The sequence below is a fragment of the Billgrantia zhangzhouensis genome, from assembly GCF_021404465.1.
Classification (GTDB): Bacteria; Pseudomonadota; Gammaproteobacteria; order Pseudomonadales; family Halomonadaceae; genus Halomonas; species Halomonas zhangzhouensis.
The window spans coordinates 192,222-217,296 of the sequence record NZ_JABFTT010000003.1; the positions used below are offsets into that span (position 1 = coordinate 192,222).

Consider the following 25,075-nt stretch of genomic DNA (forward strand, 5'->3'; position numbering starts at 1 on the left):
CTTTGGCGCCCTGACGGGCGCCCTTTTTGCGGAGTACTTGTCATGCAGGAACGCAAGGTAATGAGCCGCTCGGCCTATATCTTCATGATCTGCTGCATCGCCGCCATCGGCGGCTTCCTGTTCGGCTTCGACAGTGGCGTCATCAACGGTACGGTCGATGGCTTGCAGGCCGCGTTCGGTTCCGACAGTGTGGGGACCGGCTTCAACGTCGCTTCGATGCTGCTCGGCTGTGCGGTGGGCGCCTTCTTCGCCGGGCGCCTGGCGGACCGCTTCGGTCGCCGCACGTTGCTGATCGTGGCCGCGGTCTTCTTCCTCGTCAGCGCCTGGGGCTCGGGTGTTGCCGGAGGCTCCCTGGAGTTCGTGATCTATCGTGTGCTGGGCGGCATGGCGGTGGGTGCCGCCAGCGTGATGACCCCGGCCTACATCAGCGAGGTGGCGCCTGCCGCCTATCGCGGGCGGCTTGCCACCATTCAGCAGGTGGCGATCATCTCGGGATTGTTCGTGGCCTTTCTCAGCAACTATGTGCTGGCTCACGTGTCGGGCTCGGCGATGGCCGAACTGTGGCTGGGTTTCGCCACCTGGCGCTGGATGTTCTGGATCGAGCTGCTGCCGGCGACGGTGTTCCTGCTGGCGCTGCTGTTCATTCCGGAGAGCCCGCGCTACCTGATCAGCAGCGGCCGACAGGGCGAGGCACGCCGCGTGCTGGGGCTGGTGATGCCCGAAGGGGAAGTGAGCGCCAAGATGGCGGAGATCGACGCCACCCTGGCTCGCGATCACAAGCCACGGCTGCGCGACGTGCTCGACCGTACCACCGGCAAGGTGCACGGCATCGTCTGGGTGGGTATCGGGCTGGCCGTGTTTCAGCAACTGGTGGGCATCAACGTGGTGTTCTACTACGGCGCCGTGCTGTGGCAGTCGGTGGGCTTCTCAGAGGCCGATGCGCTGCTGATCAACGTCATCTCGGGAGCGGTCAGCATCGGCGCCTGCCTGCTCGCCATCGCCCTGATCGACAAGATCGGACGCAAGCCGCTGTTGTGGGCGGGCTCGGTAGGCATGGCCATTACCCTGGCCTGCATGGCCTTCGCCTTCTCCACGGCCACCCTGGTCGATGGCCGCCTGCGCCTCGGCGACGACATGGGCGTATTCGCCTTGCTGGCCGCCAATGCCTACGTGTTCTTCTTCAATGTCTCCTGGGGGCCGGTGATGTGGGTCATGCTCGGTGAGATGTTCCCCAACCAGATGCGTGGCTCGGGCCTTGCCATTGCCGGGCTGTTCCAGTGGCTGGCCAACTTCGGCATCACCATGACCTTCCCCATCATGCTGGCATCGATCGGCCTGGCGGGCGCTTACGGATTCTACGCCCTGTGCGCGGTGGTATCGGTCTTCTTCGTGCTGCGCCTGGTCAAGGAGACGCGGGGCAAGGAACTCGAGGAGATGGCCTATGAATGACGCTGATGGCTCATCTCGTGTATCACTGTCTGCACGACAACCGACACTCAGGCCAAGACGCCGACTCGCATGAGGAATGGACATGACCCAACGCAAGATCACGCCCGACCAGCTGCGCTCGCGCTGGTGGTTCGACAACCCTGAGCACCCGGGCACCACGGCGCTGTGCATCGAACGCTACATGAACTACGGCATCACCCTGGAGGAACTCGCCAGCGGCAAGCCGATCATCGGTATCTGCCAGTCGGGCTCCGACCTGACGCCGTGCAATCGACACCACATCGAGCTGGTGAAGCGGGTCAAGGACGGCATTCGTGCCGCCGGCGGAGTGCCGTTCGAGTTCCCGCTGCATCCGATCCATGAGAACGCACGGCGACCCACCGCCGCGCTCGACCGCAACCTGGCCTACCTGGGCCTGGTCGAGGTGCTGCACGGCTATCCGCTCGACGGCGTGGTGCTCACCACCGGCTGCGACAAGACCACCCCGGCGAGCCTGATGGCGGCGGCCACGGTCAACATTCCCGCCATTGTGCTCTCCGGCGGGCCGATGCTCAACGGCTGGCGCGGGGCCGACCGGGTCGGCTCCGGCACCATCATCTGGGAGCTGCGCAAGCGGCTCGCGGCGGGCGACATCGACTATGCCGAGTTCCTCGCCCGGGCCACCGACTCGGCGCCCTCTGTGGGCCACTGCAACACCATGGGCACCGCTTCGACCATGAACTCCATGGCCGAGGCGCTGGGCATGAGCCTGCCCGGCTCGGCGATGATTCCGGCACCTTACAAGGAGCGCGCGATGGTGGCCTATGACACCGGTGCGCGCATCGTCGACATGGTGTGGGAGGACCTGCGCCCCAGCGACATTCTCATCCGCGAGGCGTTCGAGAACGCCATCGTGGTGTGCTCGGCGCTGGGCGGCTCATCCAACGCACCAATCCATATCAACGCCATCGCCCGCCATTCGGGCATCGAGCTGAGCAACGACGACTGGCAGGCGCTGGGGCATGCGATTCCGCTGCTGGCTAACGTGATGCCCGCCGGGGCCTATCTCTCCGAGGAGTTCTACCGTGCCGGTGGCGTGCCGGCGATAGTCAACGAGCTGCTCGGTGCCGGTAAGCTCCACGGCGAAGTCCTTACCGTCAATGGTCGAACACTCGCCGACAACTGCGCCGGGCGCGAGACGCAGGATCCCGAGGTGATACGCCGCTACGACAATCCGCTGGTCGAGCAGGCCGGCTTCCTCAACCTCAAGGGCAATCTGTTCGATTCGGCGCTGATGAAGACCAGCGTGATCTCCGCCGACTTCCGCGCGCGTTTCCTCTCCAATCCCGACGATCCCAACGCCTTCGAGGGCAAGGTGGTGGTATTCGACGGCTCGGAGGACTACCACGCGCGCATCGACGACCCGGCCCTCGACATCGACGAGCACACCATTCTGGTGATGCGCGGGGCCGGCCCGGTGGGTCACCCCGGCGGTGCCGAGGTGGTCAACATGCAGCCCCCCGAGGCGCTGATCAAGCGTGGCATCGAGTCGCTGCCGTGCCTGGGTGACGGGCGCCAGTCGGGTACCTCCGGCTCGCCGTCGATCCTGAATGCCGCCCCCGAAGCAGCCACCGGCGGTGGCCTGGCGCTGCTCGAAGACGGCGACCGCCTGCGCGTCGATCTCAACCGCGGCGAAGTGCGCCTGCTGATCGACGAAGCCGAGATACAGGCGCGACGTGAACGGCTCGAGCAGCAGGGCGGCTATCGCTATCCCGGGCACCAGACGCCGTGGCAGGAGATTCAGCGCACCTTGGTGGAGCCGCTCGACCGCGGCATGACGCTGGCAGGGGCTACTCAGTACCGCGACGTGGCCCGCCAGAGCCCACCGCGGGACAACCATTGAGGCAAAGGGAATTCACTGAGCGAACGGAGACGAGTGATGCAAGACGGTGTGATCGAAGTGGCGGTAGCGCTCGACATGAGCCTGGGCGAGAGCCCTGTGTGGTCGGTGGCGCGCCAGGCCCTCTACTGGACCGACATCAACAACGGCCATGTCTATGCCTGGTGTCCGCAGAAGCGCGGGGCACCGACGCGTACCGAACTGGGCGAGAAGGTGGGTTGCGTGGCGCTCGACGAGGCGGGGCTGGTGGTCGCTACCGCCTCGGGCATCTTGCGCCTGCCCGAGAGCGGCGAGCCCGAGCGATTGGCCGACAATCCTGAGTGGAAAAAAGAGTGGCAACAAGCGGGGCAGGGAAACCGCTTCAACGACGGCCGCTGCGACGCCGCCGGGCGGTTGTGGGCGGGCACTATCGATGCCGAAGAGTCGAACGCCAGCGCGGCGCTCTACTGCCTCGACCGGGGCGAGCTTACTCGGCGGCTAACGGGCATCGGCATCTCCAACGGCTTGGCCTTCAGCCCCGACCGACGCTGGCTCTACCATACCGACTCGCTGACCCGGCGCATCCTGCGCTACCCCTTCGACGTCGATAGCGGCACGCTGGGGGAGGGGCAGACCTGGGTCGATCTGGAAACGCTGGGCTTGCCCGGCGTGCCCGATGGTGCGGCGGTGGACAGCGAAGGCTGCTACTGGAGCGCGCTCTACGACGGCGGGCGCATCGTGCGCTTCACGCCCGAGGGTGAGCTGGTGGCGGAGCACCCGGTGCCGTGCCCGCATCCGACCATGGTGGCCTTCGGCGGCCCCGATTTGCGCACGCTCTACATCACCACGGCCACTCAGCATCTGGATGCCGAGGGCAAGGCGCGCTGGCCGCAGGCCGGCAGCCTGCTGCAGATGAGAACGGGGGTGGAGGGGCTCGCCGAGCCCGGCTTCGGTGGCTAGCCCCCCGCCAGCCGCCGCCCCAGCGCCTGCATGAAGCGGCTGCCCGCCGCGAGCTGTTCGATCTCGATGTATTCGTCGGGCTGGTGCGCCTGGCGAATGCTGCCGGGGCCGCAGATCACGGTGGGCAGCCCTACGCGCTGGAACTGTCCGGCCTCGGTGGCATAGGCCACTGCGCCGCTGGACTGCTCGCCGAGCAGCTCGCGGCACAGGTCGAGCACCTCGGCGTTATTGTCGTCGGCCAGCGCTGGCACCGTGAGATTGAGTGCCTCGGTGACGATGCTCGCCTCGGGGGCGCGGCGCTGCATCTCGGCCTCGAGTTCGACGGCATAGGCATCCACCCGCTCGAACAGCGTCTCGAAGCGGTCGCTGGGCAGGTGGCGAATTTCCCACTCGAAGGTGCACTCCCGCGCCATGATGTTGATCGCGGTGCCACCGGCGATCTTGCCCACGTGCAGGCTGGAGTGGGCGACGTTGAAGGCCTCGTCGATGCGACCTTCGGCGCGCAGTTCACTCATCACGTCCTCGATTTTCGTGACCAGGCGTGCGGCGACGTGAATCGCCGAGACGCCTTGGTCGATCTGGCTGGAGTGCGAGGCGCGACCGGTCACGGTGGTGCGCAGGTTGGTGGCGCCCTTGTGGGCCACCACTGGCTGCATCAGGGTCGGCTCGCCGACGATCACCGCCGCGGGGCGTGGGTGGTCGGCCATCAGCCGCTCAATCATACGCGGCGCACCGATGCAGCCCACCTCCTCGTCGTAAGAGAGTGCCAGGTAGATCGGCTTGTCCAAGCCACGCTTCAGCCATTGGGGCAGTTCGGCCAGGGCACAGGCGATGAAGCCCTTCATATCGCAGGTGCCGCGTCCGTAGAGCTTGCCGTCGCCCTTGTCGACCAGGGTGAACGGGTCGGTCGACCACGGCTGGCCGTCGACTGGCACCACGTCGGTATGGCCCGAGAGCACCACACCGCCTTCCACCTCCGGCCCGATGCGTGCCAGCAGGTTGGCCTTCTTGCCGTCGTCGCTTTCCACCCGCCAATGCTCGACCTCGTGCTCGTCGAGGTAGCCCTCTACGAAGGCGATCAGTTCGAGGTTGGAATCGCGGGAAACGGTGGCAAAGCCTACCAGGCGTTCGAGCATCTCGGTGGCGGTCATGATTCTCTCCTTCGGGGCATTGCCTGAAGCCTAACACGCCTGCAGCTCGCAGCGGATGGTCGTCTCCAGCTTAGCATGACAAAAGCCTGGCTCAATCGAATTTGGTAGTGCTATTGAAATTGGCTATTGCTGCGGTGTGGAAAATCAAGTCTCCCTCTTTCGCTTTCGCTGATATACCTATTCTCACGATACAGCCACATTGCACGACAGCACGGCAACAAAGGGAGAGTATCATGGACCAGAAAATCGACAGCAGCGCAGGCAAGTGTCCCGTCATGCACGGGGCGCGCACCAAGAAGGGCGACACCGGCAACGCCAATCAGGACTGGTGGCCCAACCAGCTCAATTTGAACATTCTTCACCAGCATGCGCCGAAGTCCAATCCGCTGGGCGAGGCGTTCGACTACGCCGAGGCGTTCAAGTCCCTCGACCTTCCCGCCGTCAAGCAAGACCTTGAAGCGCTGATGACCGACTCTCAGGAGTGGTGGCCGGCGGACTACGGCCACTACGGTCCGCTGTTCATCCGCATGGCCTGGCACAGCGCCGGAAGCTATCGGGTGGGTGACGGGCGTGGCGGCGCCGGTACCGGCACCCAGCGCTTCGCGCCGCTCAACAGCTGGCCCGACAACGGTAACCTGGACAAGGCGCGGCGCCTGCTGTGGCCGATCAAGCGCAAGTACGGCAACAAGCTCTCCTGGGCCGACCTGTACATCCTGGCGGGCAACGTCGCGCTGGAATCCATGGGCTTCAAGACCTTCGGCTTTGCCGGCGGGCGTGAGGATGTCTACCAGCCGGAAGAGGACATCTACTGGGGCGCCGAGGACGAGTGGCTGGCTACCAGCGACCACGCCAAGAGCCGCTATTCCGGCGAACGCGACCTGGAGAACCCGCTGGCCGCGGTGCAGATGGGCCTTATCTATGTGAATCCGGAAGGGCCGGACGGCAACCCGGACCCGCTGGCCTCGGCCAGGGACATCCGCGAAACCTTCGGCCGTATGGCGATGAACGACTACGAGACGGTGGCCCTGACCGCCGGCGGCCACACCTTCGGCAAGGCCCACGGCGCGGGTGATCCGGTCAACGTTGGCCCCGAGCCGGAGGCGGCGCCCATGGAGGAGATGGGCTTCGGCTGGAAGAGCGGCCACAAGAGCGGCAAGGGCCGCGACACCATCACCAGCGGCCTGGAAGGCGCCTGGACCCCGACGCCGACGAAGTGGGACATGAGCTACTTCGACGTGCTGTTCGGCTACGAGTGGGAGCTCACCACGAGCCCGGCGGGCGCCAAGCAGTGGGCGCCGAAGGGGCTTGCCGACAAGGACCACGCACCGGACGCCGAAGATGCCTCGAAGCGTGTGGGTATCATGATGTCCACCGCCGACATGGCCATGCGTGAGGATCCGGAGTACCGCAGGATCTCCGAGCACTTCCACAACAATCCGGACGAGTTCGCCGATGCCTTCGCCCGCGCCTGGTTCAAGCTGACCCACCGCGACATGGGGCCGAAGGCGCGCTACCTCGGTCCGGAAGTGCCGACAGAAGAACTGATCTGGCAGGATCCGGTGCCCGCCGTGGACCATGAGCTGATCGATGCCCGGGACATCGCCAGCCTCAAGAGCAAGATTCTCGGTTCGGGCCTGAGCGTTGCCGAGCTGGTCTACACCGCCTGGTCGTCGGCATCCACCTTCCGTGGCTCCGACATGCGCGGTGGGGCCAACGGTGCGCGTATTCACTTGGCCCCGCAGAAGGACTGGGAAGCCAACCAGCCCGAGCAATTGGCCAAGGTGCTCAAGACGCTGGAAAGCATCCAGAGCGACTTCAATGCGCTGCAGTCCGGCAAGAGGGTCTCGCTGGCCGACTTGATCGTGTTGGGTGGCGCTGCCGCCATCGAGAAAGCAGCCAAGGATGCCGGTCACGCCATCGAAGTGCCGTTTACACCGGGGCGTACCGACGCCAGCGACGAGCAGACCGATGTCGAATCCTTCGAGTGGCTGCGCCCCGAGGCCGACGGCTTCCGCAACTACTGCCGCGCTCGCTTCACCGTCTCCGACGAGGAGATGCTGATCGACAAGGCGCAGCTGTTGGGCCTGAGCGCACCGGAGATGACCGTGCTGGTGGGTGGGCTGCGGGTGCTCGAGGCCAACTACGGCAACGCGCGCCACGGCGTGTTCACCGACCGCCCCGGCACCTTGACCAACGACTTCTTCGTCAACTTGGTCGACATGGGCACCCAGTGGCAGCCGGCCTCGGCGGAGGCCGACGTGTTCGAGGGTCGCGACCGCAAGAGCGGCGAGCTGAAGTGGACCGGCACCCGCGTCGATCTGGTGTTCGGTTCCAACTCGCAACTGCGCGCGATCAGCGAGATCTACGCCCAGGACGACGCCAAGGAGAAGTTCGTTCAGGACTTCGTCGCCGCCTGGAACAAGGTAATGAACGCGGATCGCTTCGATTTGTCCTGACGTCCGAGCGAAGGCGACGTGACGGAGGCGCCCCGACAACGGGCGCTTCTTAATTTGTTTACGAAACGCATTTTTTCGACACGTCATGCCAATATGTCGATGTGATAAACATGTCTCTCAAACATGTTTAAAAAATCCGTTTTTTTCGACACGTCCTCTGGATATGTCGATGCCTTCGACATAAGCTGACGATGTGTCGATTTTTCAGGAAGAAATGAACATGAGCTGGCGTCCCGATCAGCCCTACAATGACTTACCGCCGCTGCCCCCCACCGAAGAGCTCGAAAGGCCAGCCGTGCTGAAGGCCTGCATTCCGGCTAGGGCGGCACTGGCGGAACTGAAGCAAGCGGGTGAGCTGCTGCCCAACCAGGGGCTGCTCGTCAACCTGCTGCCCTTGCTGGAAGCCCGCGACAGCTCCGAAATAGAGAACATCGTCACTACCACTGACAGGCTCTTCCAATTTGCCCAGGAGGATACCCACGCTGATCCTGCCACCAAGGAGGCGCTGCGCTATCGTACCGCGCTGAGCCATGGTTACCGCGAGCTGGCCAGGCGGCCGTTGTGCACCAATACTGCGGTGGAGATCTGCAGCACCATCAAGGGCGCCGAAATGGAGCTTCGGCGGGTGCCGGGCACCACCCTGGCCAACCAGGCCACGGGCGAGGTGATCTACACCCCGCCCATGGGAGAGGAGGCGCTGCGCAGATTGCTGGCGAACTGGGAAAGCTATCTCCACGAGGAGGATGGCGTCGATCCCCTGATCAAGATGGCCGTGGCTCACTACCAGTTCGAAGCGATCCACCCCTTCACCGACGGCAATGGGCGTACGGGCAGAGTGCTTAACATCCTCTATCTGATCGAGCAGCAGCTGCTGACACTGCCGATCCTCTACCTCAGTCGCTTTATCGTGCTGCATAAGCCTGACTACTACCGCCTGCTGCTGGCCGTGACTCGCGAGGGGCAGTGGCAGGAGTGGCTGCTTTATATGCTCAAGGCCGTGGAATACACGGCCCGCTGGACCACCGACAAGATTGCGGCGACCCGCACGCTGATTGAGGATACGACCCGCCATATCCAGCAGCAGTTGCCCAAGGTCTACAGCCATGAGCTGGTGCAGGTGATCTTCGAGCAGCCCTACTGCCGAATCAATAATTTGGTGGAGCGTGACATTGCCCGGCGCCAGACCGCTTCCAGCTATCTTCAGCAGCTATGCGATATCGGTGTGCTTAAGGGGGTCCGAGCCGGGCGAGAAAAGCTGTTCGTGCATCCCAAGCTGGTCCGCCTGATGACCGAAGACAGCAATGAGGTCGTGCCTTACCCGGCGTCATGAGGCCGCTGATTCAAATAGTGACGCGGCTTATTTTAATTTCAGCCTCAAATTCAAATAAGGCCGGCTTTGCCGGCCTCGAACGGAACACGACATGCCCCAGTGTTTTCTGAAAGAGTCAGGTCAGCTGTCTGTATGCTGTAATCAGTCTTCAAACTCTGGAGAGTGACATGCTCAACCGTTCCGCCCTGCTGCTGCGCTACAAGACTCCTGCCGTGCAGTGGATCAACGACGCTGACCCCGCGCCGGGCAGCACTCCAATCACCGAAGCCGAGGTCAATCGCGATCGCACCGTCTACCTGGTCAGCGATGAGGTAGCCGAATCACTCGAGGAGGTCAGGCGGTGGATCAAGGCCAACTGGCGCAACCTGTTCGAGTCGGAACTGGAGGAGTGGTACACCGATCCGGCGCTGTGGCCGAAGCGTACCCTGAAACGCTTCGATGAGTGGTTCGAGGTCGAGTGCCACAGCGTGATGATCGATACGCAGGGAACGCCCATTATCGATGATGAGGCGTCAGACTGATCAGCGAGGTTCCATGAAGCCCTTTTCCATACTGATGATTCGCCTGCTGGGTCTCTATCTCTTCCTGAAGACTCTGTTCTCAGTGCTGCCGGCGCTGTTCATCCCGAATGTTGGTGAGTTCTGGACCGGAGAAATGCTGCCGGTGTTGATCGCCACGGTGATGGTGCCGATGCTGGGCGGGGTGCTGCTATGGTGCTTCGCGGGTAGTCTGGCGGACAGATGGCATGGCGATTCGGATTCGGCCGTCGCTGTTACGGATGAGGATCTGGTGCGTGCCGGCACCTTCCTGATAGGCGTCTATCTGGTGGTACGCCATGTTGGCATGCTGGTGGGGGCTTACTCTACCACTGGCGCCGTGGCCTACGATGCCCTGGTCATCGTGGTGGCGGGTCTTTGCATGATACTGGGCGGAGGCGCAATCGTGGCGCTCTACCACAGGGTCAAGACCCTCGGCGTGGATCGGTAGCGAAGGTTTGGCATCCCGGCTATCATGGCGGCGTACCGATCATCCGTTCCAGCTCGCGGTTGAAGGCATCTGGTTTGGCCATGTGCAGGAAGTGGTCGGTGCCTTCCATGATCACGGCGTCGAATTCGGCCAACAGTTGCCGGTTGGCTTCGACGTCGGTCGGCCACAGGTCGGCATTGATGGCGACTACCGGCACGGTCAGTTCTTGGAAGTGCTGCGCCGCTTCCCCATCGATGTGGCGTGTTCCCATGTCCTGGAATGCACTGAGGGCAACGTCTGGCACAGCGGCTGCCATGTCCCGTATGACCCAATCGCGTAGCGTGGCATCGGTCTCTTCGACGAACATCGTAGCCGTGAAATGATGCGCGGCGTCGGTAAAGTTTTCCTGCATTGGTGCCAGCATTTGCTCGAGATCGGACTGGGTCATTTGCGGTGCGACATGGTGAAAGGTATCGACACCCACGATCCCGATGACGCGTTCCGGCATGAGTCGTGCCGCTTCCACGGCGACCGGTCCGCCCATGGAGTGTCCGATGAGGAGGGCCTGTGCCACGTCCAGGTCCTCCAGCACCGCTTTGACATCCTCGCCGAAGGCCGGCATGGTGAAATCTTCGCGCGCCAGGCCGGAATGGCCGTGGCCGGCGAGATCGATCGTCACCACCCGATGTTGGCGCGAGAAGTGCGGCACCTGCCCGCGCCAATAGCGTCCGTCGCCGCTCCACCCATGAATGAACACGAGCGTGGGTTCGCCGCTGCCCTGTACCTCATAGGCGATCGGTACGCCGTCTGCCGACTCGGTCATTCGCGGCCAGTTCACCTCGGCTGCCAGCGCCTGGCCCGCCAGTGCCAGCAGCAGCGTCAGGCCCAGGCAACGCATGCCGTGCAACGCCAACTCCTTCATGCTGCCCCCTTCAATCTTTCCATGACTCATGCAGCATAGCCGAGGCAGGCCGCCTATCGACGTCTCTTCGAGCGGCTAGACACTCACCAACCTCCCGCTCAGTAGCGGCTTGTGGGTCTCAACTCCTCCTCGACGGGTCTCACCTCGATGGTGCCAAGCCGCGCTGACGGCCAGCCGGCAGCAATCTCCAGGGCTTCCTCTTCTGACACGACCTCGATCAAGAAGAAACCGCCTAGCTGCTCCTTGGTCTCGGCAAAGGGCCCATCGGTCATGATGAGTTCGTCATTACGAATTCTCAGGGTGTGAGCCTTGGTGGCGCTCTGCAGGGCGTTGGTCAGGACCAGTTTGCCCTGTTTCTGCAGGTCGGCCACATAATCCAGGGTTTCCTGTAGTAGCTCATGCCACTGGGCCTCCGTCATTTCGCTGAATATTCGCTCTTCCTCATAGGCGAGACAGAGGTACTTCATGGGGAAACCCTCACGTTTGGAATGCTGATCCGTAGAAGATGCCGCACGGGATGGACCAGCGCAATGAGCCGTGAAGGATGACGAGACGTCAAAGGCTGACCAACCTCGCCCGACTGGTGCCATTCCCCAGCGGTTCCACCTGGATCTGTACCGGAATTCTTTCGTGCATCTCCTGTACGTGGGAGATCACGCCGACACGGCGGCCGAGTGTCTGTAAGCCGTCCAGCGCTTCCATGGCCAGTGCCAGCGACTGCGGGTCGAGGCTGCCGAAGCCTTCGTCGATGAACAGCGATTCGATGAGGAGTTCGCCGGAGGCCATGGAGGCGAGTCCCAGCGCCAGGGCCAGCGAGACGAGGAAGGTCTCGCCGCCCGAGAGCGAGTGCACCGAGCGACGCTCGTCGCCCATGTCGCGGTCCTCCACCAGCAGGCCGAGTTCGCTGCCGCCGCGGACCAGCCGGTAGCGGCGGCTGAGGTTGGCCAGGTGAAGATTGGCGTGTTCCAGCAGTTGCTCCAGGTTGTAGGCCTGGGCGATACGGCGGAAGGTCTTGCCGTCGGCGGAGCCGATCAGCTCACTGATGCGTCCCCAGCGCACCTGTTCGACACGGGCGGCTTCCAGCTCGACCTGGCCCTCCTGCTGGCGCGCGCGGCGGCGGTCGTCGTCGCGCAGGACGTGAACGGCGTCATCGCGCAGTTGCTGGGCTTCCTTCAGCTGTGGCGCGAGATCCTGACGCTCGACGGCCAGCGCCTCATGGCGGCTGGCGATCCTCGCTTCGGTGGCTTCGCTCAGTAGCGCCTCGTCGCTATCACCAGCGTCGCTCAGTGCCAGGACGTGGCGGTGCTCGATCAGCGCATGGCGGCGCTCGCCAAGGCTTGCCTTGGTGCGCTGACGCGCCTCGTCGGCCTCATTCAGTTCACGCTCCTGGCGCTCGGCTTCCTCCTCGGGCTGTGCCAGCAGCCGGGTCAGCGTGGCATCGTCCAGCTGCGGATGGGCCTGGCGCCACTCGGTCAGTTCCCTTTCCAGTGTGGCGCCTTCCTGGATGAGCTGCTCGATGCGCTCGGCTTCGTGATTTGCCTGTTGGGTGAGTCGTGCCTGCTCGCGCTCGGCACCATGGCAGCGCTCGATGGCCTGGTCGCGCTGCTGGCGAGCGGCCTCCTGGTGCGCTTCCAACTGCCGTTGCCACGTGTCCGGCGAGGCGTGTTCGCCGAGCAGGGCCTTGAGCCGGCTGGCGAGATCGCTGTGCTGCTGGCGCAGGGGCGGGAGCTGCTCCGCGAGCCTGCCGGTTTCCTCTTCCAGCGAGGCCCGCCGGGCCTCGAGCTGGGCGAGCTCGAGTTCGCCCTGGTGCAATGCCTGTTCCAGCGGTGCGATCTCGTCATCGGCGCGGGCCAGTGCCTGCAGCGTGGCTTGCTGCCGCTCGCGCGCCGCTTCGCTCCGTTGACGTTGATGGCTCAGCCAGGCGTCGCGTTCGGCGCTGTCGATGGCCGTCAACTCGGCAAACAGCGAGTGATCCGCCAGGACCTGGTGTGCCTGGACCCGGCGCGCTTCGGCCTCGTGAAGCTCCTGGCGGCAGCGCGTGATGGCCGCCAGGACGGCGCGGTACTCGCCCTCGAGTTCGTTGCGTGCCAGTTGGGCCTGCTCGAAGGCCTGCCTGGCCTCGTTCAACTGTTGCTCTTCCTGCGCCTGCTGGGCGGCGAGCTGCGCCGCTTCAGGGGTGGCAGGCGGCTGGTGACGGAAAGGGTGGTCGCGTCCACCGCAGACCGGGCAGGGTTCACCCTCCCTCAGCGCTTCCCGCAGCCGTACCACGCTCTCGCTGCGGGCAGCGCGGCTGCGCTGGATGAAGTCGCTCAGGGTGCGGTGGTGGCGCTCGCATTCGTCCAGCCGCTCTCGGGCGGCCTTGCCTTGGGTGACCAGCTCGGCCTGGCGCGCTTCGTCGTCGCTGGTACGCTTGGCCAGCTGCTGCCGGGCTTGCTCGGCGCGGCAGGCCTCCTGCCATCGCCCTTCCAGCTCGCTCAGCGCCAGGCTGCGCCGTGCGGCCTGGTCATGATCCTGCTGGGCTGCCTGGCGTGCCGCGTCGAGTCGTTCGTGGCGGCCCATCAACTGGCGCAAAGTGGCCTGCCATTCGTCGCGTCGCCGTTTGAGTTCGAGCTGCCTGGCCTGGGCCGCCTCGCGCTGGTTGGCCAATGCCTCGCTCTGCTTGTGGCACTCCCCGTGGCGTGTCTCGATGTCGGCCAACTGGCGCTCCACGGTCGCCAGCGCCTGGGCGTGTTCGCGCGCCTGGCGCAGAGCGGGTTCGGCCTGCTGGCGGGCCTCGCTGGCCTCGGCCAACGCCTGAGCGGCCTGGTCGCGTTCCTGCTGGGCTGCTTGCTGGGTGGCCTTGGCCCGTTCGAGATCCTGGCAGGTCCGGCCGTGGGCCTGTTCCAGCGTGGCGATCTCGCCGGGCAGCGCGGCCTGGCGCAGCAGGCGGTGGCGTTGGGGAGCGAGCAGCCGGCGACATTCACGATCGGCGCGGGCGTCGGCCAGCGCCTGCCAATGCGATAGCGCCCGGTCGTGCTGATGACGGCCCTCGGCATGGGCCTGGCGGAGCCTCTGGTCGTCGAGGTGCCACTGCTGGCGGGCGTCGAGCTCCTTGGCTTGATGCTGCAAACCAGCCAGAGCCTGCTCGGCGGCCTCGGCATGGCGCTCGAGCTCGGCGCGGGCCTCGGACTCGGCGGGAAGATCGTCGGCAAGCCGGGCCTGCAGGGCATCGACGCGCTTCTTCGCTTCGCTGGCACGGCGATAGGCCGCCATGGAGATCCGCGAATACTCGGCGGTGCCGGTCAAGCGTTCCAGCAGGTCGCTGCGCTCGTTGTCGTCGGCCTTGAGGAAGGCGGCGAACTCGCTCTGGGCCAGCAACACGGCGCGGGTGAACTGATCGAAGGTGAGACCCAGACGCTCCGGCAGCAGGCGGTCGAACTCACGTTTCTGGGCGGTGAGCAGGCGATCGTCGTCGAGATCGCGTAGCGACTGCTCGACGGTCTGCAAGCGGCCGCTGGCCTTGTCCCGTGCGCGGCGCACGGCCCAGCGGGCGCGGTAGCGGCGCCCGTCGCGGCCGAGAAAGTCGACCTCGGCATGGCCACTGGCGGTACCCCGGCGCAGCAGGGTTCGCGGGTCGGCGGTGCTCACCGTTTCGCCCTCCACGTCGGGTAGCGGGGCGTCGCGTACCGGCGCCTGGCGCAGCCGCGGGGTGTTGCCGTAGAGCGCCAGGCACAGGGCGTCGAGCAGGGTACTCTTGCCGGCCCCGGTGGGGCCGGTGATGGCGAACAGGCCGGCATCGCTGAGCGGCGACGCCGTGAAGTCGAGTTCCAACGGGCCGGGCAGGGAGGCCAGGTTGGCCAGGCGCAGGGCGAGAATCTTCATGAGCGGCCCTCCCCGGCAGTTTCCTCGCCGTCGGCATCGAGCACATCCTGCAGCAGCCGGTCGAAATCGGCCATGACCTCGGTCCCGGGGGCCTCGCCCCACTGTTTTTCCCAGGTGCGCTGAAATAGCTTTCTCGGCCCCAGCTGCTGCAGATCGACTCGCTCCGGCCTGCCTTCGGCAGCGTGCTGAGGCAGGCGCCGCTCCAGGCGCAGCAGCCTCACGGCCTTGCCTTCCAGCACGGCTTCCACCTGGGCGCGTAGGTCGGGTACCGGGGCGCTGAGTTCGACACGCACTTCCAGCCAGGGCCAGCGCTCGCGCGGCAGGGTCGGGTCGTCGGGCAGTGCCTCGAGCTCGGCCAGCACGGTAGCGAGTTCATCGGGACCGACACGATACATGGCCACCGGGCGCGGTACGGGAATCGCTTCCGTGGCGGCGAGGCTTTCGCCCTCCAGCACCGCCTCCACTACCTGATGAGGATACGTTACCTCGCTGAAGTCGAGCGGCAGGGGGCTGCCGCTGTAGCGGATGCGTGCCTCACCCACCTGCTGGGCGCGGTGCAGGTGGCCCAAGGCCACGTAGGCGATATCGGAGGAAAAGAGGCCGGCGGAGATCGACTCCTCGCCGCCGATCACGATGGGGCGTTCGCTCGCCTCGGAAACGGCGGCGCCGTGCAGGTGGGCGTGGCTCATGGCCACCAGTGCCTGGCCGGGCGCCCGGTGCTGGCGTGCAGAGGCGATCAGCTGTTCATGCACGCGGGAAATGCCGGCCACATAGTCATTGCGAGCGTCGTCATTGCGTTCTCCATTCTCCACTTCGCCGGGGCGGACAAGGCCGGTCACCTCGGCGGGGCGCAGGAAGGGCAGTGCCAGGCACCAGGCGCATGTTTCGCCGAAGGCATCGGTGAGCGGTACCAGCAGGCGCTCGGTGTCGAGCGAGCCGTCGGGAAGCCAGCTCACCCGGCCCAGGGCATGGGCGCGCAGGCGGCGCATCAGCGGCGCTGGCAGCTCGATGCGGTTGCCGCTGTCGTGGTTGCCGGCGATCAGCACGATATCCAGCATCGGCAGGCGCTCGTGGGCGGCGACGATGAAGTCGTAGAGCAGCGCCTGCGCCTGCAGCGACGGGTTGACCACATCGAAGACGTCACCGGCGACGAGCAGCGCGTCGGCTTCGCGGGCGACGAGGGTGTCGAGCAACCAGTCGAGGAAGACGCGATGTTCGGCGAGGCGCTCCTGGCCGTGAAAGGTCTGGCCCAGGTGCCAGTCGGCGGTGTGGATCAGCTTGATCACGGTATCCCTCGTCGTCGGTTCTGCACCGATGATACACGAATGCCCCACGGCCTCGTCGCCGTCGACCGGCCTTGGGAAGTGTGCTGCAACCGCCTACACTGCCGAGCAGCTCACCTTGTGCAAGGAAGCAAGTTTCTCAAGCCGACGAAGGACGCCGAGATGACGCCACTACATGAATGGACCCCCACCCCGGAGAAGGCCATCGCGCTGCAGCGTGAGCTGGCTCCCCGCATCGAGCGTGAGGATCGGCTGGGGCCGGTGCGCCATATCGCTGGCGTCGACATCGGCTTCGAGCAGGAAGGCGAGATCACCCGGGCGGCAATCGTGGTGCTGGCCTGGCCCGGCGACCCCGTGGCCGGTTTCGAGGTGGTGGAGCAAGTGGTGCACCGTGAGCCGACCCGCATGCCTTACATTCCCGGACTGCTCTCCTTCCGCGAGGTTCCGGCGGCGCTGGAGGCCTTCGGCAAGCTCGTTACACGTCCCGAGCTGGTGATGGTCGACGGCCAGGGCATCGCCCATCCGCGGCGTCTCGGCGTGGCCTCTCACCTGGGGCTGTGGCTCGACCTGCCAACCATCGGCGTGGCCAAGTCGCGGCTGTGCGGGGTACATGATGAAGTGCCCGAGCCGCGCGGAGAATGGACGCCGCTACGCCATCGCGGTGAGACGATCGGCGCGGTGCTGCGCACGCGGGTGGGTGTCAAGCCGCTGTTCGTCTCGCTGGGGCATCGCATTACGCTGGCGACCTCGCTCGACTGGGTGGTGAAATGCCTGGGCCGAACCAAGCTGCCGGAGCCGACCCGGCTGGCCGATCGGCTGGCCTCGAGGCGAGGGCCCATGCCGCGACCGGCGGATTGAAGCCGCGCCCGGCATCGGCTCGGGTATACTGGCTCTTTCCGCCATTACCTGAGCCTGCCAATGTCTGAATCCCTGACGCCCGCCTGCGCCGCCACCCGTGCCTGGGTGGAAGGCTTCGTCGTGGCCCACAACGTTTGCCCCTTTGCACGGCGGGAGTTCGTAAGCGATTCCATCTGTTTCGTCGAGGTAGCGGCGAACGAGTGGGAGCCGGCCCTAGAGACGATGATCGAGGAGTGCCGTCGGCTCGACGTCACACCCGGGATCGAGACCACGCTGATGGTCCTGCGCCCGGGGCTCGAGGATTTCGACGACTATCTCGATTTCCTCGCCGTGGCCGAGGCGCTGCTGATCGAGCAAGGCTACGAGGGGATCTATCAGCTCGCCAGCTTTCATCCCGACTACTGCTTCGAAGGCGCGACGGAGGATGATCCGGCCAACTTCACCAATCGCTCGCCCTGGCCGATGCTGCACCTGCTGCGCGAAGCGGGCCTGGAGCGCGCCTTGGCGCACTATCCCGACCCCGAGGCGATTCCCGAGCGCAACATCGAGACCATGCACCGGCTCGGCGGTGAACGCCTGGCTGCCACACTGGCAGCGCTGCGTGATAGGGCCGATAAACGCTAAACGATATCCAGCGGCTCCTTGTGTCGGGGCGCCGGAAAGGCTTCCTCGAGCCGGGCCAAGGCCTCGTCGTTGAGCTCGACCGCCAGTGCCCCGGCATTCTGCTCGACGTGCCGCGGTTGGACCGCCTTGGGAATGGCGATGACGTTGCGCTCGCCCTCCACGGGGCGAACTGCCCAGGCCAGCAGTAGCTGGGCGGGGGTAATGCCGAGCCCGTCGGCTACTTCTCTCACCACCGAGTGGCCGAACAGGTCCTGGCGCAGCTTGCCGGCTTGGGCCAGCGGACAGTAGGCCATCAGCGGCATGCCTAGGCGCTGCATCAATGGACGCAGGGCGTATTCGATGCCGCGTGAGCCAAGGTGGTAGAGCACCTGGTTGACGGCACAGGTGTTACCGTCGGGCAGGCCGTGCAATGTCGCGAGTTCGTCCGCGTCGAAGTTGGAGACGCCGAAACGGAGAATCTTGCCCTGCGCGTGCAGCCGCTCGAATGCCTCCAGGGTTTCCTCGAGCGGAATATCGCCTGACCAGTGGAGCAGGTAGAGATCGAGGCGGTCGGTGTCGAGCCGCTTCAGACTGCGCTCGCAGGCGGCAATGGCACTGTCGCGTCCGGCGTTCCACGGATAGACCTTTGAGACCAGGAAGGCCTGGTCGCGGCGCCCGGCCAGCGCTTCGCCGACCACTTCCTCGGCGCCGCCGTCGGCGTACATCTCGGCGGTGTCGACCAGCGTCAGGCCCAGTTCCAGGCCGTGCTGCAGGGCACGCACCTCGTCACGGCGTGGCACCAGGTTTTCTCCCATATACCAGGTGCCCTGGCCGATGGCAGGCAGCTCTAACGCCGATTCATGTGCAGTGGCGGGTAAGGTCACGTGGGGGTTGCGGTGATCGGTCATGGCTAGCTCATAAGTATATTTTGGAAAATATTTTCAAAATTATTCGCCAAAGAGATGGCGAAGACAAGTCGATGCGCTATGGTGAGGAAGTGGTGATGTCCCATGGACGTCATCGCCCAATCCTTTGGCCAGTTCTCGTATCGCAAGGAGTCGACCCACATGAGTATCAAGAAAACCGGTAGCGCTGTCTGGGAGGGTAGCCTCAAAGAGGGCACGGGTCAGGTTTCGACCGGAAGTGGCGCGCTCAAGGACGTGCCCTACAGCTTCGGCAAGCGCTTCGAAGGCGAACCCGGCTCCAATCCCGAAGAGTTGATCGGTGCCGCCCATGCCAGCTGCTACTCCATGGCACTATCGATGATCATGGGCGAGGCCGGCCTGACCCCCGAGCGCATTGCCACCGAGGCCACCGTGACCCTCGAGCAGGATGCCGGTGGCTTCAGTATCACCAAGATCCATCTCACGACCCGGGTACGCAGCCCCGGTGCCGACGACAAGGCCTTTCATGGCGCGGCTGAAAAGGCGAAGGAGGGCTGTCCGGTCTCCAAGCTGTTCAAGGCCGAAATCACCCTGGATGCCAGCCTGGAGAACTGAAGGCGCTTCGCTCGGTTCGCAGCGGCCACCTACGGGTGGCCGCGCTGGTTTCAGCACCCACTAGGCCGAAGGCATGGTACGGCGTGCCGCCTCGACCAGAGCGCGAACCAGCCGCTGCTGGGGGCGATTGAAGACCAGCCACTCGGGATGCCACTGCACGCCGATCAGGAACTCATGGTTGCGCGACTCGATACCCTGGACCAGCCCGTCGCGATCGCGAGCGACGATCTCGATGCCTCGCCCCGCCTCTTGCACGGCCTGGTGGTGCAGGCTGTTGATGCGGCACCAGCTCACCTTGAGGATGCGGTGGAGCTGGCTGTCGGCAACGATATCCACCGTCTTGCGCGGCAGCACGGTGCGCCGGCGCTTGAGACCCTCGTGAGTGGTGTAGATATCCGGATCCAGTGTGCCGCCGAGGTGAACGTTGAGCATCTGAGCGCCGCGACAGATGCCCAGTACCGGCTTGCCTTGAGGGATGAAACGCTCCATCAGCTCGAGTTCGAGTTCGTCGCGCTGAGGGTCGAGGCGCACGTCGAGCTGGACTTCGCCGCCGTAAAGGTGGGCCTGGATGTCATCGCCACCGCCGATGATCAGACCGTCCAACGCCTGTGGCAAAGGACGGGAAGGGGAGAGCCGCAGCGGCCTGCCACCGTGTCGCCATACGGCGAACCAATCGAACCACCAGGCAATGCGACTCTTGTAATCCGATGTGGTAATGCCGATGAGCGGACGCGTCATGAGGGCGGGCGGACCTCCTTGATCCAGTGGCGTAGCCTGCCGACCATGCGAGTCATGAGCGATTGCGTATGCAGGTTGACGTAGCGCCCGGCGCGTTCGAGCAGTTCCTTGCGATCCGCGGCGAGGCGTTCCACCGCGACCCAGCGGTTCCATTCCACCACCGCGCCCCAACCGCGCTGGGACAACTGGGCGTTAGGCAAGCGATAGTGGAACGTGGGCCGTGGCTTGATCAAATCGTTGCGGAACAGCTCGTTGGGGTAATCGGGGCGCAGGTAGGCTAACAGCGGGTAGAGATCGAGTTCGCGATTGCGCGTGGGATTGAAGCTGACGTAATCGGCGATCAGTGTGTCCAGGTCCGGTGCGTAGTCGGGGTCGAGCACATGCAGGATGTAGTGCTTGGGAAAGGGATTGGCGTGTGGCAGCACCTCTCGGGTGATATCGACATCGATCTCCTTGCGCAACCAGGCTGCCATCAACAGAAAGGCGCGCAACTGGCGCAGGATGGCGTCGGGCTCCAGGCTGGCCGCCTCGGGATTGAGATGCAGGCCGAAGCCGTACAGCAGGCTGGCGTCGGTGCCCTTGGCGCCGTGAGCGTTGAGTGCGGCAAACAGCTTGTCGAGTTCGCTCAGCTCGTTCCAGGGCACCGGCGGGCAGACGATCTCGGTCGGTACCAGGCCGGTGACCACGTCGCCGATCAGCTCTCGAGTCTTGTTGTGGAAGTCCAGGCGCATCTGATGACGCTGGCGTTCCCATTCGGTGTCGTGTCGCGGTATCTCCTGCAGCAGCCTGGTATCGGGGTGGGCGTACTGGGTATCGAGTTCGATGACGAAGTCGCCCCAACGCGTAGCCTCGACCCGTAAGCGATGCGGGCTGATCAGTTGCAGGTCGCCACCGAATAGGTCGCGTACCAGCTCGCCGGTTTGCTGAGGAGGAAGTCCGGCGAATTCTATCTCGACGCCAACCCGTCGAGTCCTGCCTTGGGCATTCAGAGGCTCGGGTGGTGATTGCGGCAGCATGAAGGCATCCTGTGCGACTCGAGAGTCTGAACGCCAGCCTAGCACAGAGCGGCGGTCAGTCGGAGTGATCTGAGGCCGTTCGCCCAGGTGCACGATAAACGGAACAAGGGAGTAATCGATGCCAGACGTGTTTTCCTCGCGTGACAATGGCGGGCTCTGGCGAAGGACGATTCGCAGCGGGCTGCTGCTCGTGTTGGCGCTATTGCTGGCTGGACCGCTGCAGGCCCAGGGGCTTCCACTCGGTGGATTGGCTCAGGAGGAGTCGCCTCGGGGCGAGACGCATGACGCCGAAACGTTCCAGCAGTCCTTGAACGAAGTGATTGCCACGCTGGAGGATGAGGAACGGCGCGGTGCCCTGCTCGACGAGCTGCGCGACATCCAGCAGGCCCACGGCGAGAGTATGGAAGAGGACGGCACGCTCCAGCGTCAGGGATTGCTTGGTGCACTGGCCGAAACGCTCGGTGAGTTGGGCGAGCAAGCCGAGGCGGGAGAATCTCCCCTCAATGAATGGCAGCGTCAGCTGGAGCAGGGCTGGGCCGATCTCAGCGCACTGGTGGTGCAGACCGGGACGCCGCAGTTGCTACGCTCGGCATTCGACGGCGCCCTGCTATTGGGCATCTGGATGGCCGCTCTGGTCGCTCTCATCGCGTTGGGCAGGAGACTGTTCGCGCGCCGCGATCTGCCCCTCGACCTGCCGCGCGAGCCTCGCGGCTGGCTGCTGGCACTGCACTTCCTGCGCCGCATGCTGCCTTGGGCGCTGTCATTCGTCATCATCATGGGCTTGACCCAGGTACTACCGGCCAACCCTGGACACACCCTGGCGCTGGTCATTGCCTACCTGGCCCTATGCGGGCGCACCCTGTCGGTCATCGTCGAATGCGTGGTATCGGTGTTCACCCGTGGCCATCGCTACCCGGCCGTGAGGATGCTCCAGCAGCAGGGGCTGCGCATGCTATTCCTGATCGGCGCGCTGATCGCGCTCGGCGATGCGCTGAATGCGGCGCGGCTCTCCTGGCAGGTTGGAGAAGAGCTGGCGGCGCTGGGTTCGGTCCTGGCCAACATGCTCGCGGCACTGCTCAGCATTCGTTTCATCTTCAAGTTCAAGCGCCCGATCAAGCACTTGATCCGCAATCGCTCATGGAAGGTGCGGCGCGAAGGCGGCACCGCCATCGAGATGGCCCGTATCGTCGGTCGGTTGTGGCACGTGCCGGCACTGCTGATGGTAGTGGGCTCGCTGTTGGCCATCTTCATCACCGTGGGCGATGTCGGGGCGGCCTTGGCGCGTTCGATCATCTCGGCCGCGCTGCTGGTATTGACCCTGGTGGTGACGCGGCTGATCCAGCGTCATAGCGAGAGGCGTACCCGGCGGCGTCGGGTCAGCGAGTACCGTCGCCGTCTCGAACGCTTCGGCTATGCCCTCTCGCACGTGACGGCCTGGATCGTGTTTGCCGAGCTGTCGTTGCAAGTGTGGGGCGGCTCGTTGTTCGGCCTGGGCCGCGAGGGTGTGGCCGGGGTGCGTATCGGCCAGGCATTGCTGGCGTTGGGCTTCACGGTACTGCTGGCCTGGCTGGCATGGATATTTGCCGATACCGCCATTCAGCGCGCGTTGGTCTCTTCCGCCCGCTCACGGGGCCGGCGTGTCAACCAGGCTCGCGCCCAGACCATCACGCCGATGATCCGCAACGTGATTTTCGCCACCATCGTGCTCATCGCTGCCATCGTCGGTTTGGCCAATCTGGGGGTCAACGTCACACCGCTACTGGCCGGTGCCGGCGTCATCGGCCTGGCCGTGGGCTTCGGTGCCCAAACCCTGGTACAGGACCTTATCACGGGGATTTTCATCATCGTCGAGGACTCACTGGCCGTGGACGACTTTGTCCAGATCAACGGGCACATGGGCACCGTCGAGGGGCTGACCCTGCGCACCGTGAGGCTGCGCGACCTGGACGGCATCCTACACATCATCACCTTCAGTGCCATCCAGTCGATTCACAATATGTCACGCCACTTCGGTATCGCACTGATGCGTATCCGCATTCCGCATACCATGAAAATCGACGCTGCCATCACCTTGATGCAGGAGACCGCCCAGGAGCTGCGCCAGGACCCGATGATGCGTCATCACATCTGGTCACCGCTGGAGATGCAGGGCATCGACCGGTTCGACGAGGGCGCTGCCGTGCTGCGCATGCGCTTTCGCACCGCACCTGTCATGCAATGGGACGTAGCGCGTGCGTTCAATCTGCTGCTCAAGCAGCGTATGGAGGCGCAGGGCCTCGATCTCGGCATGCCGCGCTTGAGCGTGAGCATGGAAGGCCAGCCTGGCGAGGCGCCTGGCACCGATGAAGAGGCGACGATGCCGCGCGATGCCAAGGGGCGGGCGCCCGGCGAAGCCGGTATCGCCGACCCGGAGGGATCGACCAGCCCCTGGCGCTCCTCGCCGGACTCCTCCTGAGTTGAGGCACATGCCGCTAGTGTGAGCCGGCCCGAGATGGAAAGCGGGCCGGCATTGCCCGTACCATGACAATCATTCGGCCTGACAATGGCCTCGGGCCGTACAAGGAGCCGCGACGACGTGATCACCGTCGAACGCAAGGACAGCTTTCATCTCAAGGTTTCCCGTGTGCTGCAGGAGGAGACGTCACATCGGCTGGACTTGTTCCTGTTCGTGCCGGGAGAGCTCGGCCTCAACGAACATGTCATCTCCGAGGATGCCTTCTACTACAGGGCGATCCACGTCAAGCGGACCTATTACAGCGACAAGCACCACCTGCCGCTGGTGCTCAGCCGCCTGGCCAGCCGTGGCAGGCTGAGTACCGAGCAGTACCGCCTGAGCCTGAGTCTTTATGCCTACCAATACGTGGTGGCGCTCGAGCGTGCGACCCAGACGCTACTCGATACCGCAAGACGCGTGCAGCAGGTCGAACGTCATGCCGAGAAGCCCGAGCGGGGGGAGTCGCAGGCCGATGAAGGCAACGCCGAGGATAGTGACGGTGAGTTCTCGGAGCGGATCGTGTCCGCCGGTTTGCAGGAGCGCCTCGAGGAGCTGTGCGAGCTGGCCCAGGGTATCCTGCGCCGTCTGCGTCGCAATCAGCCGAGCGAGGAGAGCCTGCACAAGTACTACGCCAACATCGACAACTATCTCTCGTGGTTCACCGAACAGCGCCTGCTAGCGCTGGTCGCTCACCTGCCGCGGGGGCGCGGCTACCGCACCATTCGTGAGCGCCTGCTGGAGATCGGCCAGGCCGAGGCTGCGCACCGCGAGCAGGCCGAATACAACGCCAGCCGGGTGGTGCGCGATCCTACGCGCATGTCCAACAAGATGCGCCTGTTGCGGCGCCTCATCGAGTACCCCGTGACTCTGAAGCAGCAGAACCAGGAGTTGGGCGGTGCCGAGCAGAAGGCGGTCAAGGGCCTGGCCACCGGCGTGGTGATGATCTTCGTCTCGCTGGGGCTGCTCCAGGCTCGTGACACCGTGGGTAACGTCACCGCGCTGTTCGTGCTGGCCATGGCGGTGCTTTATGCCATGCGCGAGGTGTTCAAGGATGATTTGCGCAATACGCTATGGCGTTGGCTACGCAAGGGGCGGCCCAAGTGGCGCCGGCAGTATGTCGATGCGACCAGCAACAAGCTGGTAGGACGCCAGCTCGAATGGTTCGACTACAAGCGCTTTGGCAAGCTCGACGAGGAGATCAAGCGTGTGCGCAAGCGCAATGTGGCCCAGCGTGAGGAGGTGGTGCTGCATTACCGTTCAAGTTCACGCATGTCGCCGACGCGCTTTCTCAGCGGCTACGAAAAAACCCACGAGACCCTTTCGATCGACCTGTCGCTGCTAACCCGGCTCATGGACAAGGGCAGCCATCATGTCTATCGGCTCAAGGATGGGCAGGTTTCCCGCGAGTCGGTCGAAAAGCGCCATCTGCTTAACCTGGTGATACGGGAAGAGGTGGCCAACGCCGAGCCGATCCTGCAGCGCTGGAAGATCGTCATGAGCCGGTCACGCATCGTCGATGTGGTCAGGGTGCATCAGGAGGGGGGACAAGCTCACTGATGCGACGGATGTGGTGGTAGGCAGCAGGGCGGCCAAGGGGCCGCCCTGTTCGTTTCTGACGTGCATCTGCCGGA

20 protein-coding genes are annotated in these 25,075 nt (G+C 64.7%); 12 read left to right on the plus strand and 8 right to left on the minus strand.

Going from position 1 to position 25,075, the window contains the following annotated elements:
- Positions 1 to 42: 42 nt before the first annotated feature.
- From HOP51_RS04635 to HOP51_RS04645, 3 genes are all read left to right on the plus strand, one after another.
- The gene (locus HOP51_RS04635) at positions 43 to 1,449 is read left to right on the plus strand and encodes a sugar porter family MFS transporter (RefSeq protein ID WP_234272794.1); all 1,407 of its coding nucleotides are present in this window, start codon (positions 43 to 45) and stop codon (positions 1,447 to 1,449) included.
- An 82-nt stretch (positions 1,450 to 1,531) separates the two neighbouring features.
- Entirely contained in the window at positions 1,532 to 3,331 is a 1,800-nt protein-coding gene (locus HOP51_RS04640) for an IlvD/Edd family dehydratase (protein WP_234272795.1), read from the plus strand.
- 36 nt (positions 3,332 to 3,367) lie between these two features.
- Positions 3,368 to 4,267, plus strand: a complete 900-nt coding sequence (locus HOP51_RS04645) for an SMP-30/gluconolactonase/LRE family protein (RefSeq protein WP_234272796.1) — start codon at positions 3,368 to 3,370, stop codon at positions 4,265 to 4,267.
- Here HOP51_RS04645 and argE read toward each other — a convergent pair.
- Positions 4,264 to 5,418: an acetylornithine deacetylase gene (argE, locus tag HOP51_RS04650; RefSeq protein WP_234272797.1), complete on the minus strand. Its 1,155-nt coding sequence runs from the start codon at positions 5,416 to 5,418 to the stop codon at positions 4,264 to 4,266. The two genes, HOP51_RS04645 and argE, sit on opposite strands and share 4 nt — an antisense overlap.
- Before the next feature lie 233 nt (positions 5,419 to 5,651).
- On the opposite strand from argE, the gene katG reads away from it, so the two are divergent.
- The 4 genes from katG to HOP51_RS04670 all read left to right on the plus strand — a co-directional run bounded on the left by katG (position 5,652) and on the right by HOP51_RS04670 (position 10,191).
- Positions 5,652 to 7,874: a catalase/peroxidase HPI gene (gene katG, locus HOP51_RS04655; protein ID WP_267957611.1), complete on the plus strand. Its 2,223-nt coding sequence runs from the start codon at positions 5,652 to 5,654 to the stop codon at positions 7,872 to 7,874.
- A gap of 220 nt (positions 7,875 to 8,094) precedes the next feature.
- Positions 8,095 to 9,204 carry a protein adenylyltransferase Fic gene (fic, locus tag HOP51_RS04660; protein ID WP_234272798.1) on the plus strand — a complete coding sequence of 370 codons (1,110 nt, stop codon included), beginning with the start codon at positions 8,095 to 8,097 and terminating at the stop codon, positions 9,202 to 9,204.
- 167 nt (positions 9,205 to 9,371) lie between these two features.
- Complete coding sequence (locus HOP51_RS04665; protein ID WP_234272799.1) at positions 9,372 to 9,725, plus strand: hypothetical protein; 354 nt, start codon at positions 9,372 to 9,374, stop codon at positions 9,723 to 9,725.
- A gap of 13 nt (positions 9,726 to 9,738) precedes the next feature.
- Positions 9,739 to 10,191: a hypothetical protein gene (locus tag HOP51_RS04670; protein ID WP_234272800.1), complete on the plus strand. Its 453-nt coding sequence runs from the start codon at positions 9,739 to 9,741 to the stop codon at positions 10,189 to 10,191.
- 22 nt (positions 10,192 to 10,213) lie between these two features.
- On the opposite strand, the gene HOP51_RS04675 is transcribed toward HOP51_RS04670, so the two are convergent.
- From HOP51_RS04675 to HOP51_RS04690, 4 genes are all read right to left on the minus strand, one after another.
- Positions 10,214 to 11,092, minus strand: coding sequence for an alpha/beta fold hydrolase (locus HOP51_RS04675; RefSeq protein ID WP_234272801.1), 879 nt, complete (start codon positions 11,090 to 11,092; stop codon positions 10,214 to 10,216).
- Between the two features lie 98 nt (positions 11,093 to 11,190).
- Positions 11,191 to 11,559 (minus strand): YciI family protein, encoded by a 369-nt coding sequence (locus tag HOP51_RS04680; protein ID WP_234272802.1) that lies wholly within the window; start codon positions 11,557 to 11,559, stop codon positions 11,191 to 11,193.
- Between the two features lie 88 nt (positions 11,560 to 11,647).
- The gene (locus HOP51_RS04685) at positions 11,648 to 14,953 is read right to left on the minus strand and encodes an AAA family ATPase (protein WP_234272803.1); all 3,306 of its coding nucleotides are present in this window, start codon (positions 14,951 to 14,953) and stop codon (positions 11,648 to 11,650) included.
- Complete coding sequence (locus HOP51_RS04690) at positions 14,950 to 16,239, minus strand: exonuclease SbcCD subunit D (RefSeq protein ID WP_234272804.1); 1,290 nt, start codon at positions 16,237 to 16,239, stop codon at positions 14,950 to 14,952. Before HOP51_RS04690 ends, HOP51_RS04685 begins: the two co-directional genes overlap by 4 nt.
- Before the next feature lie 159 nt (positions 16,240 to 16,398).
- Between HOP51_RS04690 and nfi the strand changes: the two genes are divergently transcribed.
- On the plus strand, positions 16,399 to 17,094 hold the full coding sequence (gene nfi, locus HOP51_RS04695) for a deoxyribonuclease V (RefSeq protein ID WP_234272805.1): 696 nt from the start codon (positions 16,399 to 16,401) through the stop codon (positions 17,092 to 17,094).
- 60 nt (positions 17,095 to 17,154) lie between these two features.
- Positions 17,155 to 17,718: a DUF1415 domain-containing protein gene (locus HOP51_RS04700; protein ID WP_234272806.1), complete on the plus strand. Its 564-nt coding sequence runs from the start codon at positions 17,155 to 17,157 to the stop codon at positions 17,716 to 17,718.
- On the opposite strand, the gene HOP51_RS04705 is transcribed toward HOP51_RS04700, so the two are convergent.
- A complete protein-coding gene (locus tag HOP51_RS04705; RefSeq protein ID WP_234272807.1) occupies positions 17,715 to 18,605 on the minus strand; it encodes an aldo/keto reductase in 891 nt (296 codons plus the stop codon). The genes HOP51_RS04700 and HOP51_RS04705 overlap by 4 nt on opposite strands.
- A gap of 159 nt (positions 18,606 to 18,764) precedes the next feature.
- Here HOP51_RS04705 and HOP51_RS04710 point away from each other — a divergent pair, with 159 nt between their 5' ends.
- On the plus strand, positions 18,765 to 19,196 hold the full coding sequence (locus HOP51_RS04710) for an OsmC family protein (protein ID WP_234272808.1): 432 nt from the start codon (positions 18,765 to 18,767) through the stop codon (positions 19,194 to 19,196).
- 60 nt (positions 19,197 to 19,256) lie between these two features.
- On the opposite strand, the gene HOP51_RS04715 is transcribed toward HOP51_RS04710, so the two are convergent.
- Both HOP51_RS04715 and HOP51_RS04720 read right to left on the minus strand, forming a co-directional pair.
- Positions 19,257 to 19,934 carry a gamma-glutamyl-gamma-aminobutyrate hydrolase family protein gene (locus tag HOP51_RS04715; RefSeq protein WP_234272809.1) on the minus strand — a complete coding sequence of 226 codons (678 nt, stop codon included), beginning with the start codon at positions 19,932 to 19,934 and terminating at the stop codon, positions 19,257 to 19,259.
- Positions 19,931 to 20,950, minus strand: a complete 1,020-nt coding sequence (locus HOP51_RS04720) for an amidoligase family protein (protein ID WP_234272810.1) — start codon at positions 20,948 to 20,950, stop codon at positions 19,931 to 19,933. Before HOP51_RS04720 ends, HOP51_RS04715 begins: the two co-directional genes overlap by 4 nt.
- 118 nt (positions 20,951 to 21,068) lie before the next feature.
- Here HOP51_RS04720 and HOP51_RS04725 point away from each other — a divergent pair, with 118 nt between their 5' ends.
- Complete coding sequence (locus HOP51_RS04725; protein ID WP_234272811.1) at positions 21,069 to 23,405, plus strand: mechanosensitive ion channel domain-containing protein; 2,337 nt, start codon at positions 21,069 to 21,071, stop codon at positions 23,403 to 23,405.
- A 120-nt stretch (positions 23,406 to 23,525) separates the two neighbouring features.
- On the plus strand, positions 23,526 to 25,001 hold the full coding sequence (locus HOP51_RS04730; protein ID WP_234272812.1) for a hypothetical protein: 1,476 nt from the start codon (positions 23,526 to 23,528) through the stop codon (positions 24,999 to 25,001).
- Positions 25,002 to 25,075: the final 74 nt, after the last annotated feature.

What these genes read in the sequence shown, in the direction of transcription:
- HOP51_RS04635 (WP_234272794.1), top strand. Translation starts at nt 43, where the DNA reads ATGCAGGAACGCAAGGTAATGAGCCGCTCGGCCTATATCTTCATGATC.
- HOP51_RS04640 (WP_234272795.1), top strand. Translation starts at nt 1,532, where the DNA reads ATGACCCAACGCAAGATCACGCCCGACCAGCTGCGCTCGCGCTGGTGG.
- HOP51_RS04645 (WP_234272796.1), top strand. Translation starts at nt 3,368, where the DNA reads ATGCAAGACGGTGTGATCGAAGTGGCGGTAGCGCTCGACATGAGCCTG.
- argE (WP_234272797.1), bottom strand. Translation starts at nt 5,418, where the DNA reads ATGACCGCCACCGAGATGCTCGAACGCCTGGTAGGCTTTGCCACCGTT.
- katG (WP_267957611.1), top strand. Translation starts at nt 5,652, where the DNA reads ATGGACCAGAAAATCGACAGCAGCGCAGGCAAGTGTCCCGTCATGCAC.
- fic (WP_234272798.1), top strand. Translation starts at nt 8,095, where the DNA reads ATGAGCTGGCGTCCCGATCAGCCCTACAATGACTTACCGCCGCTGCCC.
- HOP51_RS04665 (WP_234272799.1), top strand. Translation starts at nt 9,372, where the DNA reads ATGCTCAACCGTTCCGCCCTGCTGCTGCGCTACAAGACTCCTGCCGTG.
- HOP51_RS04670 (WP_234272800.1), top strand. Translation starts at nt 9,739, where the DNA reads ATGAAGCCCTTTTCCATACTGATGATTCGCCTGCTGGGTCTCTATCTC.
- HOP51_RS04675 (WP_234272801.1), bottom strand. Translation starts at nt 11,092, where the DNA reads ATGAAGGAGTTGGCGTTGCACGGCATGCGTTGCCTGGGCCTGACGCTG.
- HOP51_RS04680 (WP_234272802.1), bottom strand. Translation starts at nt 11,559, where the DNA reads ATGAAGTACCTCTGTCTCGCCTATGAGGAAGAGCGAATATTCAGCGAA.
- HOP51_RS04685 (WP_234272803.1), bottom strand. Translation starts at nt 14,953, where the DNA reads ATGAAGATTCTCGCCCTGCGCCTGGCCAACCTGGCCTCCCTGCCCGGC.
- nfi (WP_234272805.1), top strand. Translation starts at nt 16,399, where the DNA reads ATGACGCCACTACATGAATGGACCCCCACCCCGGAGAAGGCCATCGCG.
- HOP51_RS04700 (WP_234272806.1), top strand. Translation starts at nt 17,155, where the DNA reads ATGTCTGAATCCCTGACGCCCGCCTGCGCCGCCACCCGTGCCTGGGTG.
- HOP51_RS04705 (WP_234272807.1), bottom strand. Translation starts at nt 18,605, where the DNA reads ATGACCGATCACCGCAACCCCCACGTGACCTTACCCGCCACTGCACAT.
- HOP51_RS04710 (WP_234272808.1), top strand. Translation starts at nt 18,765, where the DNA reads ATGAGTATCAAGAAAACCGGTAGCGCTGTCTGGGAGGGTAGCCTCAAA.
- HOP51_RS04715 (WP_234272809.1), bottom strand. Translation starts at nt 19,934, where the DNA reads ATGACGCGTCCGCTCATCGGCATTACCACATCGGATTACAAGAGTCGC.
- HOP51_RS04720 (WP_234272810.1), bottom strand. Translation starts at nt 20,950, where the DNA reads ATGCTGCCGCAATCACCACCCGAGCCTCTGAATGCCCAAGGCAGGACT.
- HOP51_RS04725 (WP_234272811.1), top strand. Translation starts at nt 21,069, where the DNA reads ATGCCAGACGTGTTTTCCTCGCGTGACAATGGCGGGCTCTGGCGAAGG.